The organism is Nitratidesulfovibrio vulgaris str. Hildenborough (assembly GCF_000195755.1).
Lineage (GTDB): Bacteria > Desulfobacterota > Desulfovibrionia > Desulfovibrionales > Desulfovibrionaceae > Nitratidesulfovibrio > Nitratidesulfovibrio vulgaris.
Genome location: NC_002937.3, coordinates 2,359,032 through 2,376,903, shown reverse-complemented (window position 1 = coordinate 2,376,903; position 17,872 = coordinate 2,359,032). Strand labels below are relative to the sequence as shown.

General features: G+C 62.8%; 13 protein-coding genes. 9 read left to right on the top strand and 4 right to left on the bottom strand.

Annotated elements, in window-relative coordinates; translation table 11 throughout:
- Nucleotides 1-157: 157 nt before the first annotated feature.
- Nucleotides 158-1,678, top strand: a complete 1,521-nt coding sequence (locus DVU_RS10730) for an L-lactate permease (RefSeq protein ID WP_010939560.1) — start codon at nucleotides 158-160, stop codon at nucleotides 1,676-1,678.
- Between the two features lie 422 nt (nucleotides 1,679-2,100).
- Here DVU_RS10730 and DVU_RS10725 read toward each other — a convergent pair whose 3' ends face one another.
- Nucleotides 2,101-2,622, bottom strand: coding sequence for a hypothetical protein (locus DVU_RS10725; protein ID WP_223295098.1), 522 nt, complete (start codon nucleotides 2,620-2,622; stop codon nucleotides 2,101-2,103).
- A gap of 327 nt (nucleotides 2,623-2,949) precedes the next feature.
- On the bottom strand, nucleotides 2,950-4,500 hold the full coding sequence (locus tag DVU_RS10720; protein WP_010939557.1) for a DUF697 domain-containing protein: 1,551 nt from the start codon (nucleotides 4,498-4,500) through the stop codon (nucleotides 2,950-2,952).
- 269 nt (nucleotides 4,501-4,769) lie between these two features.
- On the opposite strand from DVU_RS10720, the gene DVU_RS10715 reads away from it, so the two are divergent.
- The gene (locus DVU_RS10715) at nucleotides 4,770-6,971 is read left to right on the top strand and encodes a hybrid sensor histidine kinase/response regulator (protein WP_010939556.1); all 2,202 of its coding nucleotides are present in this window, start codon (nucleotides 4,770-4,772) and stop codon (nucleotides 6,969-6,971) included.
- 155 nt (nucleotides 6,972-7,126) lie between these two features.
- Here DVU_RS10715 and DVU_RS10710 read toward each other — a convergent pair whose 3' ends face one another.
- Entirely contained in the window at nucleotides 7,127-8,635 is a 1,509-nt protein-coding gene (locus tag DVU_RS10710) for an APC family permease (RefSeq protein ID WP_010939555.1), read from the bottom strand.
- 488 nt (nucleotides 8,636-9,123) lie between these two features.
- Between DVU_RS10710 and DVU_RS10705 the strand changes: the two genes are divergently transcribed.
- The 3 genes from DVU_RS10705 to DVU_RS10695 all read left to right on the top strand — a co-directional run bounded on the left by DVU_RS10705 (nucleotide 9,124) and on the right by DVU_RS10695 (nucleotide 11,377).
- On the top strand, nucleotides 9,124-9,975 hold the full coding sequence (locus DVU_RS10705; protein ID WP_010939553.1) for an EamA family transporter: 852 nt from the start codon (nucleotides 9,124-9,126) through the stop codon (nucleotides 9,973-9,975).
- 63 nt (nucleotides 9,976-10,038) lie between these two features.
- Nucleotides 10,039-10,650 (top strand): DUF4125 family protein, encoded by a 612-nt coding sequence (locus tag DVU_RS10700; protein ID WP_010939552.1) that lies wholly within the window; start codon nucleotides 10,039-10,041, stop codon nucleotides 10,648-10,650.
- Nucleotides 10,643-11,377, top strand: coding sequence for a sulfite exporter TauE/SafE family protein (locus DVU_RS10695; protein WP_223295097.1), 735 nt, complete (start codon nucleotides 10,643-10,645; stop codon nucleotides 11,375-11,377). Before DVU_RS10700 ends, DVU_RS10695 begins: the two co-directional genes overlap by 8 nt.
- A gap of 81 nt (nucleotides 11,378-11,458) precedes the next feature.
- Here DVU_RS10695 and DVU_RS10690 read toward each other — a convergent pair whose 3' ends face one another.
- Nucleotides 11,459-12,997 (bottom strand): sigma-54 interaction domain-containing protein, encoded by a 1,539-nt coding sequence (locus DVU_RS10690; RefSeq protein WP_014524493.1) that lies wholly within the window; start codon nucleotides 12,995-12,997, stop codon nucleotides 11,459-11,461.
- 409 nt (nucleotides 12,998-13,406) lie between these two features.
- Between DVU_RS10690 and DVU_RS10685 the strand changes: the two genes are divergently transcribed.
- The 4 genes from DVU_RS10685 to DVU_RS10670 all read left to right on the top strand — a co-directional run bounded on the left by DVU_RS10685 (nucleotide 13,407) and on the right by DVU_RS10670 (nucleotide 17,774).
- Nucleotides 13,407-15,860 (top strand): glycyl radical protein, encoded by a 2,454-nt coding sequence (locus tag DVU_RS10685; RefSeq protein WP_010939547.1) that lies wholly within the window; start codon nucleotides 13,407-13,409, stop codon nucleotides 15,858-15,860.
- Between the two features lie 111 nt (nucleotides 15,861-15,971).
- Nucleotides 15,972-16,865 carry a glycyl-radical enzyme activating protein gene (locus tag DVU_RS10680; RefSeq protein WP_010939546.1) on the top strand — a complete coding sequence of 298 codons (894 nt, stop codon included), beginning with the start codon at nucleotides 15,972-15,974 and terminating at the stop codon, nucleotides 16,863-16,865.
- Nucleotides 16,866-17,026: 161 nt separating this feature from the next.
- A complete protein-coding gene (locus tag DVU_RS17035) occupies nucleotides 17,027-17,179 on the top strand; it encodes a hypothetical protein (RefSeq protein WP_014524492.1) in 153 nt (50 codons plus the stop codon).
- A 301-nt stretch (nucleotides 17,180-17,480) separates the two neighbouring features.
- Complete coding sequence (locus DVU_RS10670) at nucleotides 17,481-17,774, top strand: ErpA-related iron-sulfur cluster insertion protein (protein WP_010939542.1); 294 nt, start codon at nucleotides 17,481-17,483, stop codon at nucleotides 17,772-17,774.
- The last annotated feature ends 98 nt before the right edge of the window (nucleotides 17,775-17,872 follow it).

Here is a 17,872-nt window from a genome sequence, read left to right as displayed (position 1 = left end):
ATGCTTCCATGACGCCGTGCGGCTGTGCGTTCGACTTGACGCAAGCCCGAGGGGACGTGTACTCGCCTTGCATTCCTTGATTGACCAAACAGAATGTGAGGCCGCTTCCCGCACTTGCGGGCATGTCACGCAACCCTTGTCACTCTTCGGGTATGATATGGATTCAATGCAACTTGTTCTCGCGCTGTCGCCGATAGTCTGGCTCATCTTCTCGCTCATCGTGCTCAAACTGCCCGCCTACAGGACATGCGCCCTGACGCTTGCCGCCACGGTCTGCATCGCCGTCTTCGGCCCTTGGCACATGGCCCCGCTTTCGGCAGGCACGGCAGCCCTCGAAGGGGCGGCCCTCGGCCTGTGGCCCATCATGGTCGTCATCGTCGCCGCCGTGTTCACCTATAATCTGGCGCAGCATACGGGCAGCATGAATGTCATCACACGTATGCTTTCCGGCATCACCACAGACAAGCGCCTTCTTGTCCTCATCGTCGCATGGGGCTTTGGCGGCTTTCTCGAAGGGGTTGCAGGCTATGGCACAGCAGTGGCCATCCCCGCCAGCATCCTTGCCGCCATGGGCTTTCAGCCCATGTTCGCCGCTGTCATCTGTCTCGTGGCCAACACCGTGCCCACGGCCTTCGGCGCCATCGGCATTCCCATCGTCACCATGGCCAGCGTCACCGGGCTGCCCGTAGAGACCATCAGCTACTACACCGCGTTGCAGCTTTCGGTGTTCATCATCCTCATCACCTTCCTGCTGGTCATCCTCACGGCAGGTTTCAAGGGCATCCGCGGGGTGTTCTGGGCCACGCTCGTCTCCGGGGTCGCCTTCGCGCTGCCGCAGCTTTACACCGCCAAGTACATGGGGGCGGAACTGCCCTGCCTCATCGGCAGCGTGTGCAGCATGGTCGCCACCATCGTCTGGGCGCGCATCTTCCACCGCGACACCGCCGCTGTAGAAACCGAGCCCCTGCCCACCGCGGACAAGGTCAAGGCATGGCTGCCCTATATCTTCGTCTTCAGCTTCATCATCCTGTGCAGCAACCTCTTTCCGCTCATCAAGGACACACTGGGGGCGGTGAAGACCACCGTCGTCATCCACGGTGACACGCCGTTCACCTTCAAATGGCTGGCGACACCCGGTTCGCTCATCATCATCGCCACCTACCTTGGCGGCATGATTCAGGGCGTCCGTTTCGGAGAGATAACCGGGGTGCTCGTGAAGACGGCCCGCAAGCTCGCCTTCTCGGCAGTGACGGTGGTCTCCATCGTCGCCCTTGCCAAGGTCATGGCATCCAGCGGCATGATCAACACCCTCGCTGTGGCCGTGGCGGATGCCACCAGCAGCTACTTCCCGCTCATAGCCCCGCTGCTTGGTGCGCTGGGAACCTTCGTGACGGGTAGCGACACATCCTCCAATGTCCTTTTCGGGCAATTGCAGATGGAGGTCGCGAACCGCATCAGCATCGACCGGGCATGGATCGTGGCTGCTTCGGCGGCAGGTGCCACGGCTGGCAAGATGATCTCGCCCCAGTCCATCGCCGTTGCCACGGCTGCCACCGGCCTTGTCGGTTCCGAAGGGCGCATCATGAACCGCACGCTGGCCGTGTGCGTGGGCTACGTGCTCATTCTCGGGACGCTGGTCTACGTGGCCATTCCGTACCTGCACATGCTGCAGGGGTGATGCTGCAAGGCGCACGCCGCAGCACGCGGAGACAACAAAGGGCCGTCCTTCGGGGCGGCCCTTTTCGTATGGCGAGAGGTCGCCTTGGATGTGTCTCTTTCCGTAGGTCGATACCCGTCGTGGCCTTGCAACGCGTCTACGGCGTCGAGAGGCGGCCTTCATCTGTTTCGGCCTACGCCGCCAAGGGCTTGGTGGTGGAGGTGCATGGGGCGTTGACGGAAGAGGCTGAATCAGACTGAGACGCCATCACCTGCGGTCAGGGTATGTCCCCCATGGTGGGCATCGTCATACGAAGGAGGAAGGGCAAAGGGGCGAGGGCCGATTCTCGTGGGCGGGTCACGTGGTAGGGGGTATGTGGTCGGGTGCTGTCGTGAGAGGGCGCCTGGTGGCCCTGCGGAGAAGCTGGAACGGCGAAGAAGGGGTCACCAGCGGCGGGCGGCCTGCTGTAGCATGGTGCGCACCACGAAAAGCGCGCCAAGCAGCATGGCCCCCACGAGGGGTTCCTCTCGCGTGGCGAAGGCCAGCCAGAAGGCGATGAACACGGCAAGCAGCATGTACCTGTCCCATGGTTCCCATGTGCCGCGTTCGAAATCGAGGAGGGCGGCAGGGCGGGCAAGGTATGTCACACCCGCGGTAAGAAGCACGACGGCGAAGACGCCAGCCCCGCGAATATCGGCGAGCAGTTTCGGCAGACCCGGCGTACCGCAGTAGAGGCCGAGTGCCCCGAGGATGATGGCGGCATTGACGCCGAGGAGCAGCCTGTCGAGCAATACCCTGCGCCAGACGAGGATGCCGATGCAGACGACAGCCGTGAGTGCTGCAAGGCCATAGGGAAGCTGCCACCCGCCGGGGGCCGTCGCCCCTTCGAGCCTCCACGACAGGGCGAACACCTGTAGCGGCAACAGTTCCAGCAACACTCGAAGCCATTTGTACACGCGGCACATCCTCCTTGGTAGCCACTTCCACGAGGGGGGGACGGATAAGGCGGCTTCACTAGCACAGGATGCCGCAGGCATCAAATCTGCCCTGCGGGGTGACCGACAGACAGAGATGCAGGGAGGCAGGTGGCGGGACAGGCAACGACAGGCCGGTCACGGGGCTGCTGCGGGCAATGCCATGAAAGGGGCGGACCCTATCCTACGAGGGCTGCCATCTCTTGCCGATGGGGCCTCGCGACGGGGTCTCTGGGGCGTGGCGGCATCTGCGCCGGGCGCTCTCTGGCGGTCGGACATCATGACGGGCACGGCTGCCGATGTCGTAGCCCTGCGTGGTCAGCCTTGGCGACGTTTGAGGAGCAGCGACCGCAGCAGCCTTCTTGCTGGCGAGAATGCCCGGGGCGCGTCTTCCGGGGCATCGGCCATATCCGTCCGGTCGGCTGTTCCGGACTCTTCTTGGCGTCCCGCCTTTGCTGTCCTGCCTGTATGCGTTCCCGGACGAGGCCCACGCGTGACATCGCCCCGGCCGTCGGTCGATTCGGGCCTCTCCTCAATGCGGGTGATGCCGGGTAACGGGCCTATGCGCTCCCATGTCGCGTCGTCGGCCTCGGAGGGGACGCTGGGTGCGGGCCCGGCTTCGGCATCGTGAAGAGGCACGGCCCTGTAGGCGGCCTGCGAGACATCACGACGCCCTGAGGGCCGCCGCACGACCGGACGGGCCGATTGTGGCGACGGTGTCGTCGAATCCGTCGTGGTCACATGGACAGGGGGTTCCATGCCGGAATCCGAACCCGCCGGTCGTGATGCCGACTGTCTTGGCAGCAGGCGTGCCGCATCATTCGCTGCCGGCTTCGTCGCATCTTGTGCAGGGGCAGTCCGTTCCGGGCCTGCTGCGGCGTGCGTGGTCTCGTCCGTGTGCTTGCGGGAGCCTTTGCCACGCATTCCCTGCCGCACCGCATCCGCAGCGCGGCGCGCCTTGTCCGTGAGTCCGGAGGTGAGGCCGCTCATCGCCGCCTTCATCACCTTGCGGACGAGTCCGCCCGACATGCGGACAAGCAGTGCCGAGGCCTCGCGGTAGGGGTTGGGGCGTTCGGGCATTCCCGGCAACGGCGGCGAGAGCAGGTTGCGCGTGACGATGCCGACCCGCAGGGCCAGCAGGGCGTTGGCGGAACCATCGACGAGCGAGGCGGTCAGCACCGTGCCGACACCGGATATGCCGGGTACGGATGTCATGGGCGATGCGGCGAGAAGCGGCGTGAGCAGGGCGTGGATGTGGTCTTCGAGTCCTGCATCCTCCAGTGCCCCGGCGGCGAGGGCCGTGCCGGCGACGTTGAGGTACAGGCGAACCAGCGCCCGCGGGTGCGGGCGGCTGTCGTAGAGGGCCGAGATGCGCCAGACGAGGCGGGCCAGCAGTACGAGGACGATGAGGGTGTCCAGTCTGCCGTTGCGGGCGATGGCCGTGGTGAGAAAGATGCGTGATGCCGTGCGTCTGGTCTCGCGCAGGGCGGCGGCATCGAGGTGTGAGAGCAGGTCTTCAAGGGAGTGGGGAACGCCGTCGGCAGAGGCGGCAGGCACCTCTTCACCACGCAGGTGGGGGTTGGTGCGCAACCGTGTCTCAAGGGCACGTCTGTAGTCGGCGAGGGCTTCAGGCGTGTCGTCCTTTGGCAGTTCAAGCTGGCGGGGCCGCATGAGATAGGTCGCCGCCAGCCAGCCCAGTGCCGCAAGCATGGCCCCCATACCCGTCCAGAATACGATGTCGCCGAAAAACGGGTGGATACGCCCAGCCATGTCAGCAAGTGTGAGCACCTGTCCGCCGATGAAGATGAACACACTTGCACAAAGTGCGATGGCAAGCGCAATGGCAATGCGTGCGGGCGTGGTGGACATGCTTCGTCTCCTGTTCGAGGGCGCGTTGGATGGGGCGGGATGGATGCTGTTGTGGCGTATCTTTCCGGAAAGGTGCGACAGGCATGCGTCATCGTCAAGTGTGCATGTACGGCATGGTGGTCAGGAATATCATTACGTACCCTTCTCTGTGGTAGTACTCTTGGCCCATGTCGCATCACATCCATCCGGGGGATGATGCCCCCCACCCTTCGAACGATCGCAGTCCCGACGCCACGTCCGCCATGCTGAAGGCTCAGGGGCCTTCACTCATGGTGCGTCTGAGGATTCTCACGGTCGTGGCGAACATCATCGTCATCCTGCTCGGGGCGATGACCTTCCGTGAGGCATGGCGCAATACGCTCTCGAACATGGAAGTCGCGTCGACCAACATAACGGTGACGTTGGCTGAACGCATCGGCGGCTACCTCGACACGCTCGATGTGGGGTTGCTGGGACTCGCCGGGGAGACCCGGCGCCATGAGGGGGACAACGCAAGGCAGGCACTGCCCGACGTGTTCAGCCGGTTCATCGATCATCTGCCCCTTGTGGACAACCTGCTCTATGCGGACGCCTCGGGTGAGGTCGTGCTCGACTGCAACGGGCTGTTACAGCAGCGGGTGCATATCGGAGATCGTGTCTATTTCAGGAACCTGCGTGCAGGGGCGACTCGCATGGAGGTCTCGGAACCCATCGAGGGGCGCCTGAGTGGCAAGAGGGTCATCAGTGTTGCACGTCGGGTCACCGATGGTGACGGCGTCTTCATGGGGGTGGTGCTGGCTACCATTCCGCTGGAGCGGTTCAGCCAACTGTTTCAGGGCATAGACATCGGCCCCAATGGTCACATCTCGTTCTTGCGCCAGGGCTTCATCATGCTCACCCGTGTGCCGCCCCTGCCGCCGGAGATGGATGTCACACCGGGAAGATTCGGAGCACAGCCGGTGCGGGAAGCCATTCAGGGAGGCAGTGAGGCGGGTGTGGTGCGAACAGTGTCCCATGTGGGGGGGCTTGAGAAGATATTCTCGTATCGCAAGGTGGGGCACCATCCGTTCTGGGTGGTCGTGGGACTGGCGCTTGATGACGCCATACAGCCGTGGTTCCGCAATGCCGCCTATGTGGCCGTCATCGTCGTCGCGTTTGTGGTCTTCACGGCGTTGTCGTCGCGCTCCCTGCGGCGTGCCCTCCAGCAGGAGGTGGCGGCCCGCAATGCGGTGGAACGGGCACGCAATGAACTGGAGACGCGTGTCGCTGAACGAACGGCCCTGCTTGAGGACTCCAATCTCCATCTGCGTGAGGCCAAGGAGAAGGCCGATAACGCGAACGCGGCCAAGAGCGCGTTCCTCGCCAACATGAGCCATGAGATCCGCACGCCGCTCAATGGCCTTCTCGGTATGCTCGACCTGCTCGAGGCCACGGGCCTTGATGCCGGTCAGGCCGAATATCTCGGCATGGCGAGACGTTCCGGGCGCAGGCTCACCGACCTTTTGGGCGACATCCTCGATCTTTCGCGCATCGAGGCGGGCAAACTCGTGCTTGCCGAACAGCCGTTCACACTTTCCGATGTCCTTGCATCCATTCGTGAGACCTTCGCACCCCTCTCCCGCGAGAAGGGACTCCCGCTTGAGTTCGCCCTCGATGCGGTCCCGGGGCCCTTTCTGGGCGATGCCGTGCGGGTGCGCCAGATACTGCTCAACCTTGTGGGCAATGCCATGAAGTTCACCAACAGGGGGCAGATGAAACTCGAGGTGAAGACCCTTTTGCCCATGCCCGATGGGCGGGCGCGCATCCTGTTCATGGTGCACGACTCCGGCTGCGGTATCCCGGAAGAACAGGTGGGGTCCATCTGCGAGCCCTTCACGCAGGTCGAGGCCCCGCTCACCAAGCGGTATCAGGGAGTAGGACTCGGTCTGGCCATAACGCGCACGCTGGTACATGCGTATGACGGTACGCTCACGGTCGATTCGCAGGTCGGCGTCGGTACTTCGGTGTATCTCACCCTCTGTCTGCCACTGGCGGCAGGCGACGCCAAGGCCGCCGCGCCCGAGGTGAACCCGCCGCAGGAGGACCCGCAGGGGCTTCGGGTGCTCGTGGTAGAGGACGACCCCGTGAACCTGTTCACAGTGCGCGCCATGCTCGAAAGAATGGGACACACCGTGAGGACGGCCACTGACGGCGAACAGGCACTGGCCGTGCTTGTAGGCGCGCCGTTCGACTGTGTGCTCATGGACATCCAGATGCCCCAGATGGACGGGATGACCGCCGTGGGGCTGTTGCGTGCCTCGCACTGTGCCAATGCCGATGTTCCGGTCGTGGCGCTCACGGCGTACGTGATGAACGGAGACCGGGAGCGTTTTCTCGATGCCAGCATGGATGCCTATCTCGCCAAACCCATTTCCATGCATGCCCTTGGCGAAGTGCTGCGTCATATCCCTCTGCTGCGTGCGAGAAGGACGGGTGTGACGGACGGCGGGTAGAGAGTGTTCCCGGTGAGGGTGAGCAGGGCGCGGTGTGGATGGGGCGTCAGGCGCACCTTTGCACGGCAAAGGGTCTGAAAGACATGCGATGAGCCCCCCGCAGGATGTTCCTGCGGGGGGCTGCCTGTCCGGGATGTGTCTACGATAGCGTGGTCTTACTTCGAGGCGGCTTCGGCCGCGGCCTTCACCCCAGAGGTGTTGCCCTTGAAGAAGACAGGGATGTCGCAGCTGCCGAGGATGCTCGAGCGGATCGTCATCTCAGGCAACTGGGCCCATACGGACTTGTTGGAGTAGTAGAAGAAGAAGCCCATCACTACCCACGCGACCATGCACCAGCGGGATGCTTCACTGATGTAGGCGGGCGAACCGGGCACCAGCAGCAGGACGATGCACATGACGGAAGTGAGCGTGCCGATGTTGCAGCAGAGGATGCTGAGGCTCTTGTTGCCGACGCCGGGAGTACCCAGAAGCACGCGGCGGGCGGCAAGGCAGGTGAAGAGGTAGCCGATGCCGGTTCCCACCGAGCTCATGTCCACGATCCATACCACCACGGAACGACCGGCGAAGGGAGTCAGCAGTACGATGGCGATGGTGAAGAGGATGGCCTTGTAGGGAGTGCGGTACTTGGGGTGGATGTCGCCGAACCAAGAAGGCAGGATGCGGCCGCGAGCCATGCTGAGCAGCAGGCGCGAGGTGGCGATGTAGAAGCCGTTGATGCCGGTGCAGACGGCGCCGAGAACGGCGCAGGCCAGCACGATGGCGCCGAACTTGCCGAAGGCCATGGTGGCGGCGTCGCCGGTGGCCCATGCTGTGCCGCCGCTGGCGCGCAGGGCTTCCATCTTGGCGAGCATTTCGGGGTAGGGCATCACGATGGCCACGGAAAGGGCCACGAGGCTGTACAGGATGACGCCCATGAAGATGGCGAGGATCATGATCCTGCGGGAGCGCGCGGGGTCGAAGGCGAACTCCTCAGCGGCCTGCGGCACGGTGTCGAAGCCCACGAAGAGGAAGGGCGAGATGGCGAAGATGATCAGCACGCAGGAAAGCGGCGTGCGATGTTCGGCGAACATGGGCATGAGGTTGCTCATGTGGGCCGATTCAAGGGAGGCGGTGCCCGCAAAGAGCGCCACGATGCCGATGGTCAGCATGTAGGCGAGAACGACCTGCAACTTGCCCGCGAAGCTCACGCCGCGATAGTTCATCCAGCCGAAGGCGAGGGTGCCGAAGGTCATCAGCATCACTTCACCCGTGTACACCTGCCACCCGGCGATGGAGTACAACGGGCCGAACTCGAAGACCCCCGGGAAGAGGAACCTGAAGATGAGCGCAAGGGCCGCGATGTCGATGCAGACGATGGCGATGTAGCCCAGAACGAGCGCCCAGCCGCAGATGAAGGCCGCTGTCGGGCCGAAGCCGACATAGGCATAGGCGAATGCGCCACCTGCAACAGGTACGTACTTGACCATGTAGCTGTAACAGACAGCCACGAAGCTGAGAAGGAAGGCACCGATGAGGAAGCCTGTGAGCGTCCCTACGGGGCCAGCCTGCGGCAGGAACATGTCGCCGGGCAGCACGAAGCAGCCCCAGCCGACGATGGAGCCCAGAGCGAGGGCCCACACCTGCATCGGGGACAGGGTTTTTTCAAGTTCAAACTGTTCGGACATGATGAACCTCACAAAGGGTTGCTGAAGAGGATGTTCCCGGCTCGACGGTCGTTAGCCGCAGCCCCACGCGGGAACATCAACCGGAGACAAGGAACCGCGTGATGAGCCCGGAACAGCAACAAGCGTACCAGCGATGTGAAGTCCTTCACATGTCTCCATTGGGGCACAATGATTAATGAATGTCATTGTTATTAATAGTTTCTATTAGCGTGAGAAAGAAAACTTACTATTCAGGTAGAAAATGGGCATCAAGTGAAGTTTTCTTTGTGTGCGGCGGCTGTCCGCACACATGCCGTGCCTTGCTGGGGCCTTTGTCAAATTGGTGTGTTGTTTCAGGTGAATAAAGAGATCATCTTTCTCTTGATGGGCCGCTGGGGTTCCGACATGCCCTGCGGCAAGGCGTTACGGGGCCATTCCGGCTTCGTCATGGCAAGCGGCATCAGCTTTGCACATGCGCACACTCGTGAACCTTTTCCCGAGGATGCGTCATGCAGCAGTCAGCCCCTTCTTCGTCGTCGTATCTCGCCGTGTTGCTCGTCCTCTGTGCCGAGGTGCTCATCTATTGCAGCGCCAGCTGGGCGAAGCATCTCTTTCCTGTCGTAGGTGCCGAGGGCGTCACCACGTACAGGCTCTTTTTCTCTGCCGCCGTACTCGCGCTGGTTTCGCGTCCCTGGCAGAAGCCCATTCCGCGCGATGAGTGGAGGCCCCACCTGCTGTTCGGCGTCGGGCTGGGGGGCATGTTCCTCTTTTCCTATGCTGCCATCCGGTATGTTCCGCTTGGCATATCCGTGGGCGTGCAGATGTTGGGGCCTCTGGTCATCGCCCTTGCCGCGTCGCGCCGTCCGCGGGACTTCGCATGGGTGGGCCTTGCCGCAGCGGGCATCTGGCTGCTGTTGCGCCCCGACGCCGTCGGGCTGGTGGACATGCGCGGCGTCGCCCTTGCCGGGGCGGCGGCGGGGTGCTGGGCCATGTACATCTGGTTCGGCAAGGCGGCCTGTGCCCGAGACTGCTGCGCGGCACTGGCGCTTGCCATGTTCACAGGGGGGGTGGCGACCCTGCCCCTGTCGCTCGTCACCGTGGGGGGCGCACTGCTCGAATCGTCTTCACTGCTCTTCGGGCTGCTGCTGGCCCTCTCTTCCGCAGCCGTACCCTGCCTTCTCGAGATGCAGGCACTACGGCGCATCACGCCGAAAGTCTACGGTACGCTCATGAGTCTTGCCCCGGCTGTGGCGGCCCTCATGGGCTGCTTCTGGCTGGACGAGCAATTGTCCGCGGGGCAGTGGGGCGGTATAGCCTCCGTCGTCGCAGCCTCGGCAGGCATGACCCTTGCCGCCGAGTAGCGTGAAAGCTGCCGTGCGGCGTATGGCAACCTCTTTTCGTATATATCCAAGGAGACCATGACCATGACGACTGATCGCCGTGAGGCCCTTGTAGAGGACATTGTGCAGGCCGAACTCGCCATGTTCCTCGCCGTCCGTAACCGGGGGGGCGTTTCACCCTGTCAGGAGTTGCCGGGAACGTTCCGCATCATGCGTGAGATGACCCACGGGGTTCTGGCGTTGCCGTTTCTCGAAGCCTATCGTGACGACCTGCGCAAGGCCGCAGAGGCGGGCCGCAATCTCATGACCGAAAAGTACGCACTCATGGAGGGCCTTCTGCAGACGAAGGCCCAAGACCCGCGCATCGAGGACATCGTCGCCGTCGAATCAACATGGCGGGCAGAGGTCGCCGCGCAGCACCCCGACATCATCGGGGCGGACGGGGAGGAGGGCTTCCGCCGCTACCTCGGTTGCGAGTTGCAGACCTATTCCCCTGAAGCACTCACGGCCTATGCTGACTGCGTGGACTCGGCACGGCATGCGGGACGCAACCTCGTGCTTGAACGCTACGACCTGCTCATGCGGAAGCTTGGGCGTGCCCCCTTGCAGCCCGGTGCGCCGGATAGGGGCGAGTGCCCCGGCAAGGGGCCAGACGAGGGTTCAGGCGGGGGCGCAAATGGGGGCGCCGATGCCTGATACCACGTCGTTGCTCGTATTCTTCGCCTGGCTGGTAGGTGGTTTCGTCTCTGGCGTGAGTGGCATCGGCGGGGCCATGGTGGCTGTGCCCGTGGCGGCGACGGTCATTCCCATGCACGAACTCGTGCCCCTGAGTTGCATCATGAACGTGGTCATGGACGGCTGCATCGCGCTGATGCACTACCGGCACTGCCGTGTCTCCGCCATGTGGCCCATGCTGGCGGGCTCCATTCCCGGTGCCCTCGCGGGGCTGTACATCCTCACCGTCCTGCCCGGCACGGTACTGCAGGGGGCCGTGGGGGTGTTGCTTCTCTACTACGTCTACTGGCAACGTACCTTCCGCGTCAGAGGCCCGGGCCGCGAGTCGTGGGGCTTCGGCGGCGCTGCCGGTTTCGGTGCCGGACTGCTTGGGACGGCCATCTCCTTCGACGGGCCTCCCGTCGGGGCCTATGGACTGTATGCGGGCTGGTCGCCACGGGTGTTCCTGGGGACGCTGGGCGTCTTCTTCGTCATTCGCGGTACCATGACCTGCCTGTTGCAGGCCGGGGCAGGACTCTACACCGAGGCCGTCATCGACTACGCCATGTACGGCATCCCGGCCACCATCATCGGTACGGTCTGTGCCTTTCCGGTGGTACGCCTCATCAACGTGGGGACGTTCCGGCGCATGCTCATGGGGGTCATCGTGCTGGCCGGGCTTGTGTGCCTGTGGCGCGCTGTGGCGTGACGCTCCAGCATCAACCAGCCCTGCCGATGCGCATCGTACGCCCCGCCGTGTTGCACGTGCGGGGCGTTGCCGTTTCGCGGCTCAATCCTCGTCCGAGATGTCGAGGGCCTTCATCTTGTAACGCAGTCCCGCCCCAGTGACCTGCATGATGCGGGCGGCCTTCGCCACATTCCCCCCCGTGACCCGCAACACGTTGGAGATGCACTGGGTCTCGTATTTCTGCAGGCATCCCTTGAGCGGGACGACGTGGCTTTTGCGGATGTTCCGGTAGTCGTAGTAGAGGCCCGCATCGCCGGTCTCGCCGGCAGCGGCCGCGGGGGCGGGGAGGGTGGGGGCCTGCGTCACGATGTCCGAAACCGTTGCGGGAGTGCTCCCCGTCGCATGGCATGCCTCCCGGAAGTGCCGCGGCAGACATGCGGGGCATATCTCCGGGCCATCACCCAGAAGCGCGAGGCTGCCCTCCACGACATGCAGGAGTTCGCGGATGTTGCCCGGCCAGTCGTAGTGCATGAACATGTGCAGTACATCGTCGTTGACGCCGACTGTCCCCGGCCCACCGGGGCGCGTCGCCAATTCTGAACGGTCGATGAACATGCGGGCGAGAAGCGGGATGTCGTTCCTGCGTTCGCGCAGGGGCGGCACGGAGATGCCCACCACGGCGAGACGGTAGAAGAGGTCGCGCCGCAGGACGCCATGTTCCACGGCCTGCAACGGTTCTTCGTTGAGGATGCTCATGATGCGCACGTCTACCGGGACTTCCGTATGCGAACCGAGGCGGCGCACGCGTTTCTCCTGCAATACGCGCAGCAGCTTGGCCTGCAAACCCAGCGGCATGGAGTTCAGCTCGTCGAAGAGCAGGGTGCCGCCATCGGCCTCTTCGAAGAGCCCGGGCTTGTCGGCGGCGTCCGTGTACGCGCCCTTGACCGTGCCGAAGAGGATGCCTTCGAGCAGGTTCTCGGGAATGGCGGCGCAGTTCACGGGGATGAACGGTCGCTGTCTGCGGTCGCTCTCGGAGTGGATCGCTTGCGCGAACACCTCCTTGCCCGTGCCGCTTTCCCCCCAGATCATCACCGGCGAAGAGGTTGCGGCTGCCGTACGCGCTTCGGCGATGACCTCGCGCAGGTTGGCGTCCTGTCCCACGATGCTGTCGAACGTATAGAAGTCATAGGCCGCCCCTTTGGGCTGCGGCGGGCGGGGCTGGCGTTTGCGCCCTTCGGCGAAGGCTGTCGTTCCCGTCCAGATGGTGAAGGCTATGACCCCGTCCTTACGTCCCGCGTCATAGAGGGGGATGAAGTCCGTGACTGTGCTGGCAAGGTAGTTGTTGGTGGTCTTGTACCAGTACGCCTTCTTCAGGATGGGTTCGCCCTTGCGGAGACACTCGATGGTGGGGATGCATTCGAGTTCGTGCGGTACATAGAGACTCGTGATGTGCCGCCCGACCACGGAAATGCGGCTGAAACCGTCCACACGCCGCTGGATGGTGTTCATGAAGCGGCATATGCCCTCTCCGTCCACCACGGCGACCCCCACCCCCATACTTTCCCATATGGTCTGCATGGCCGGCGTGAGAACGGCTGCGCGGCTTACGTCGGCGAAAGTGCTGCTGTCTAGGGGCATCATGGGGGGTCCTCGCACGGAAGGCTCATGGTGTGGTCGGGAAGGGAACCTAGAAGATTTCTTTGTGAAAAGAAAGTTTTTTTCTCAATCGATAAAAAATGGTCGGCGGAGATTGTGAAAAAAGGCGAGAAGGGAAGGGCATTCCGTAGTGTTGGCAACGTCGGGCGGCTGTGAAAGGGCCGTGGCATGGCTTGTGCAGAAAAGGGCAAGCAGAGAGGGCGGGCACGGACGCACACGATGAAAGGCGTGACGCCGCTACCCATCCCGCGATGCTGACCGGACTCCATGCCGGGAGGCATGGACATGATGCCGGATGCCGAAGCCCTCATGCACGGGGCGGCACATGGCGCAACGTGACCCGACGAAATGAAACGTAGTGGCAACAACGACGTTCACAACACAGGAGATTGAAATGGCTGCTCTTTCTTCCGCATCGAACACCGAAGGCCAGACCCCTGCAAACAAGGGCTACGGCATCAACTGGGATACCGCCGAATCGCGCGTCAAGGAACTCAAGGACTTTCTTCTTGCCGCGCCGCAGGTGATGGACCCCGAACGTCTGCAGTGCCTTCTCGACGTCTACGACGAATTCCAGGGCGAGCCCGTCGTCTACATCCGCGCCAAGCTGCTTGAGCGGGTGCTCCTCCGCAAGAAGATATTCCTCGACGGCAACCCCATCGTGGGCACCCTCACCGGTGTGCGCGCTGGCGTGTACGCCTACCCCGAATGGAACGTCTCGTGGATCAAGGAAGAGATGCAGATGGCCAAGATGGCCTCTCTTGGCGAGATGAAGATCCCGCAGGAGACGCAAGAGCTTCTCGAGAAGACCTACAAGCTGTGGAAGGGCCGCACCTGCATCGACCTGAACAACAAGATGTTCAAGGAGAAGTACGGCATCAACCCCGCGCCCTTCGCCAAGGCGGGCATGTACTACGAGAACGTCAGCGTCGCCAGCGGCTCGGGCATCGCCGACTATCCGCTGGTGCTCAACAAGGGCCTGCGCTGGCTCGCCGACGACGTGCGCGCACGTTTCGAAGCCTGCCCCACCACCCTTGCGAACAAGGAGAAGCATGACCTCTACCGCGCCATGCTGGTGACGTTCGAGGCTGTCATCGCCCATTCGCATCGCTACGCCGAACTCGCCGAGAAGACCGCCGCCGAAGAGAGCGATCCCAAGGCCAAGGCAGAACTGCTCGAGATCGCCGAGATATGCCGCCGCGTGCCTGAATACCCGGCCCGCAACTTCCGCGAAGCCATCCAGTCCTTCTGGTTCATCCACCTCGCCATCGAGACCGAGCAGATGGCCTGCGCCACCTCGCCCGGTCGTTACGGCCAGTACATGTACCCCTTCTACAAGAAGGACATCGAAGAGGGGAACCTCACCCGCGAACAGGTGCTCACCCTGCTGAAGTTCCAGTGGATCAAGCACCTCGAACTGGGCGAGTACCAGGGGGCCTCCTACGCCATGACCCTGTCCGGTCACACCGGTCAGTCCATCACCATCGGCGGTGTCGACGCCAACGGTGACGACGCAAGCACCGAACTCGAAGAGGTGCTGCTCGACACCCAGATTCAGATGAAGAACATCCAGCCCACGCTGACCCTGCTCTACCATCCGAAGCTGAAGGACTCGTACATGAAGAAGGTTGTGGAGTGCATCCGCGGCGGCTCCGGCCAGCCCCAGATCCTCAACAACAACGTGGTCATCCAGCGCAACCTCGCCCGTTTCGCGCAGTACGAAGGCGGCATCACCCTCGAAGACGCCCGCAACTGCGGCAACTACGGGTGCGTGTCCACCGGCATCTGCGGCAAGGGCAGCTTCATCACGCAGGAAGACCAGCCCTGCCTCGCCAAGGTCGTCGAGCTCATGCTCAACAACGGCAAGTGCCCTGTGACCAAGAAGCAGGTGGGCGTCGAGTCCGGCGACCCGACCACCTTCACCACCTTCGAGGAAGTGTACGAAGCCACCAAGAAGCAACTCGACCATCTCTTCAACATCTCGCGCAAGCACTCCGACCTCAGCCAGATGGCCCGGCTTCAGGTTGTGCCCAGCGTCTTCCGTTCGGCCATGTACGACGGCTGCATCGACAAGGGCATGTGCGAAGAGGCCGGTGGTACGCGCTACCCGCAGGTCAACCCCATCATGACCGCAGGCATCGACGCCGCCAACTCGCTGCTGGCCATCAGGTACCTTGTCTTCGAAACGAAGCAGGTGACCATGGAGAAGCTGCTTGAAGCCCTGAAGGCCAACTTCGAAGGCTACGAAGACATCCGCAAGATGTGCTTCGAGGCGCCCAAGCACGGTAACGACTACCCCGAAGTGGAGCACTTCGTGCAGCGCTTCTACCGCGACGTGGACGCCATCCACAGTGCGCAGGGCCCGGACTGCTTCGGCTACCGCACCCCGCTGGACGCCTACTCGCTGTCGTACCACAACTACTTCGGTTCGCTCATGGGCGCACTGCCCAACGGCCGCAAGGCTGGCGTGGCACTCACCGACGGTAGCGTCTCCGCCATGCCCGGTACCGACCATGAAGGCATCACCGCCCTCATCAAGTCCGGTGCCGAAGCCATCGACACCGTGCGCTACGGGGCCAACCACTTCAACGTGAAGTTCAACCCCTCGGTGATCGAAGGGCCTGCCGGTGCCCGTACCCTCGTGTCGCTGATCAAGACCTACTGCGACTTCGGCGGTTCGCACATCCAGTTCAACTGCGTGAGCTCCGATACCCTGAAGGACGCGCAGTGCAAGCCGCAGGAATACGCCGACCTCGTCGTGCGCGTGGCAGGCTTCAGCGCCTACTTCACCCGCCTCGACAAGGGTGTGCAGAACGAGATCATCAAGCGCACAGAATACAAGAACTAATGGCATGATCGACTGGCGGGGGCCGAACCCGGCTCCCGCCTTCTTCTTTTCATCCACCGCCCGACCTGCGCCTGTATTGCACGGCACAGCGGCAACATTGCGGAGCCTTCGATGCGACAGGGAATGATCTACAATATCCAGCGTATGTCGGTGCATGACGGCCCCGGCCTGCGCACCACCGTCTTCCTCAAGGGCTGCCCGCTGCGGTGTCTGTGGTGCAGCAATCCCGAGTCGCAGAGTGCCGTTCCCCAGATGCTGTTCTTCGAGAACCTCTGCACCGGCTGCGGCAAGTGCGTGGAGGTCTGTCCCGAAGGGGCGGCGCGCATCGTCGATGGCAAGGTCATCCGTTCCATCGCGAAATGCACCCACTGCGGCCTGTGTACGGCCTCGTGCCCAAGCAAGGCGCGTGAGATGTCGGGTCGCCTCATGACCGTCGAAGAGGTCATGGATGTCGTTCTCAAGGACATGCTCTTCTACGAGAATTCCGGCGGTGGCGTGACCTTCGGCGGTGGTGAGCCCACCTCCGGCGGCGAGTTCTTTCTCGACCTCGTCAAGGCGGCGCATGAAGAGGGCATCCATGTCACGGTCGACACCTGCGGTTTCTGTCCCGAAGAGCGCTTCGACCGTACCCTCGCCCTTGCCGACCTCTTCCTCTTCGATTGCAAGCACACCGACCCGGAGGCGCACCGCCGCCTGACCGGGCAGGACAATACGCTGATTCTGCGCAACCTGCGCGCCGCGCTGGCGTCAGGCAAGGAAGTGCATGTGAGGATGCCGCTCATTCCCGGCATGAACGACGATGACGCCAACCTCTCCGCCCTCGCCGCCCTGCTTGGCGAATTCGGGCGCGACAAGGTGGAGGTCATGCCGTGCCATGCCTTCGGATGGAACAAATACGTGGCGCTGGGCCTGCCCGCGCCCGACATGCCCCAGTACACTCCCGAGCAGCTTTCGGCTGTTCTGGACAGGTTTGCGAAACACGGGCTCGTGCCCGTCATGGTGTAACGACTAGGAACGGAGAAGCTATGTTCACTGTCACCGTAACGGAAGAGATGCTCGACAGGCTGCGCGCCATGCTCGAGGACGAAGATGAAGGAACCTGCGTGCGACTGCGCGAGTACAAGGTCGGCGGCGGCTGACATGCCAAGATCGTGCTCGGTCTGGGCATGGACGAACTTGACGAGGATGAGGACGAGCAGATTGAAGTGAACGGCGTACCGTTCTCCGCCAACAAGGATTTTCTGGTGAAATACGGTACGGCCTACAGCCTCACGTTCGGCGAGAACAGAGAGGTTGTGCTCAGCCCCGTGGAAGGCTAGCAAAGCCCCACGGCGAGTGCCGCGTTCACCGCCATTGCCGCCCCCTGTCGCCTCGACAGGGGGCTTTTGCGTTTTCCGGGTGGTGCGAGGAGGGACTTTTGCCGTGTTCCCCCGATTGCGCCGACAGACCACCGGAGAAGTCACCCGAAAGGCAGCACCGTGCTGCTCATGGATTCGTCTTGCGAACGACGCTCACGGGTGAGGCAGGGGTGCCCCTCACCGCGGACGATCCGAACGGACGAACCGTCAGACAACACCATGCCGGACGACTGGCATGGGAAACACAAGAAGGAGATAGGATATGTTCACCCTTACCGTACCCGCAGCCATGCTGGACAAACTACGTGCGATGCTTGCCGAAGAGGATGACGGAACCTGCGTGCGCCTGCGCGAATACAAGCACGGGTCGGGATGCAGTTCGAAGGTCATCCTCGGCCTCGGAATGGAAGAACAGGATATGGATGAGGATGTCCGCGTCGACGTCGAGGACGTGCCGTTCATTGCCGAAAAGGACTTTCTCGTGAAGTACGGCACGGTGTTCACACTGTCGTTCAACGACAACAACGAAGTGCTGCTCTTCGCTGAACAGGCATGATGCCTTCCTGCGGATAAGGTTATCCTGGCCTTTCTCCTCAGAAGCATTTCAAGGGAGAAAGGCCATTCGTTCGTTGTGGAAGGCGAATTCAGGCTTCG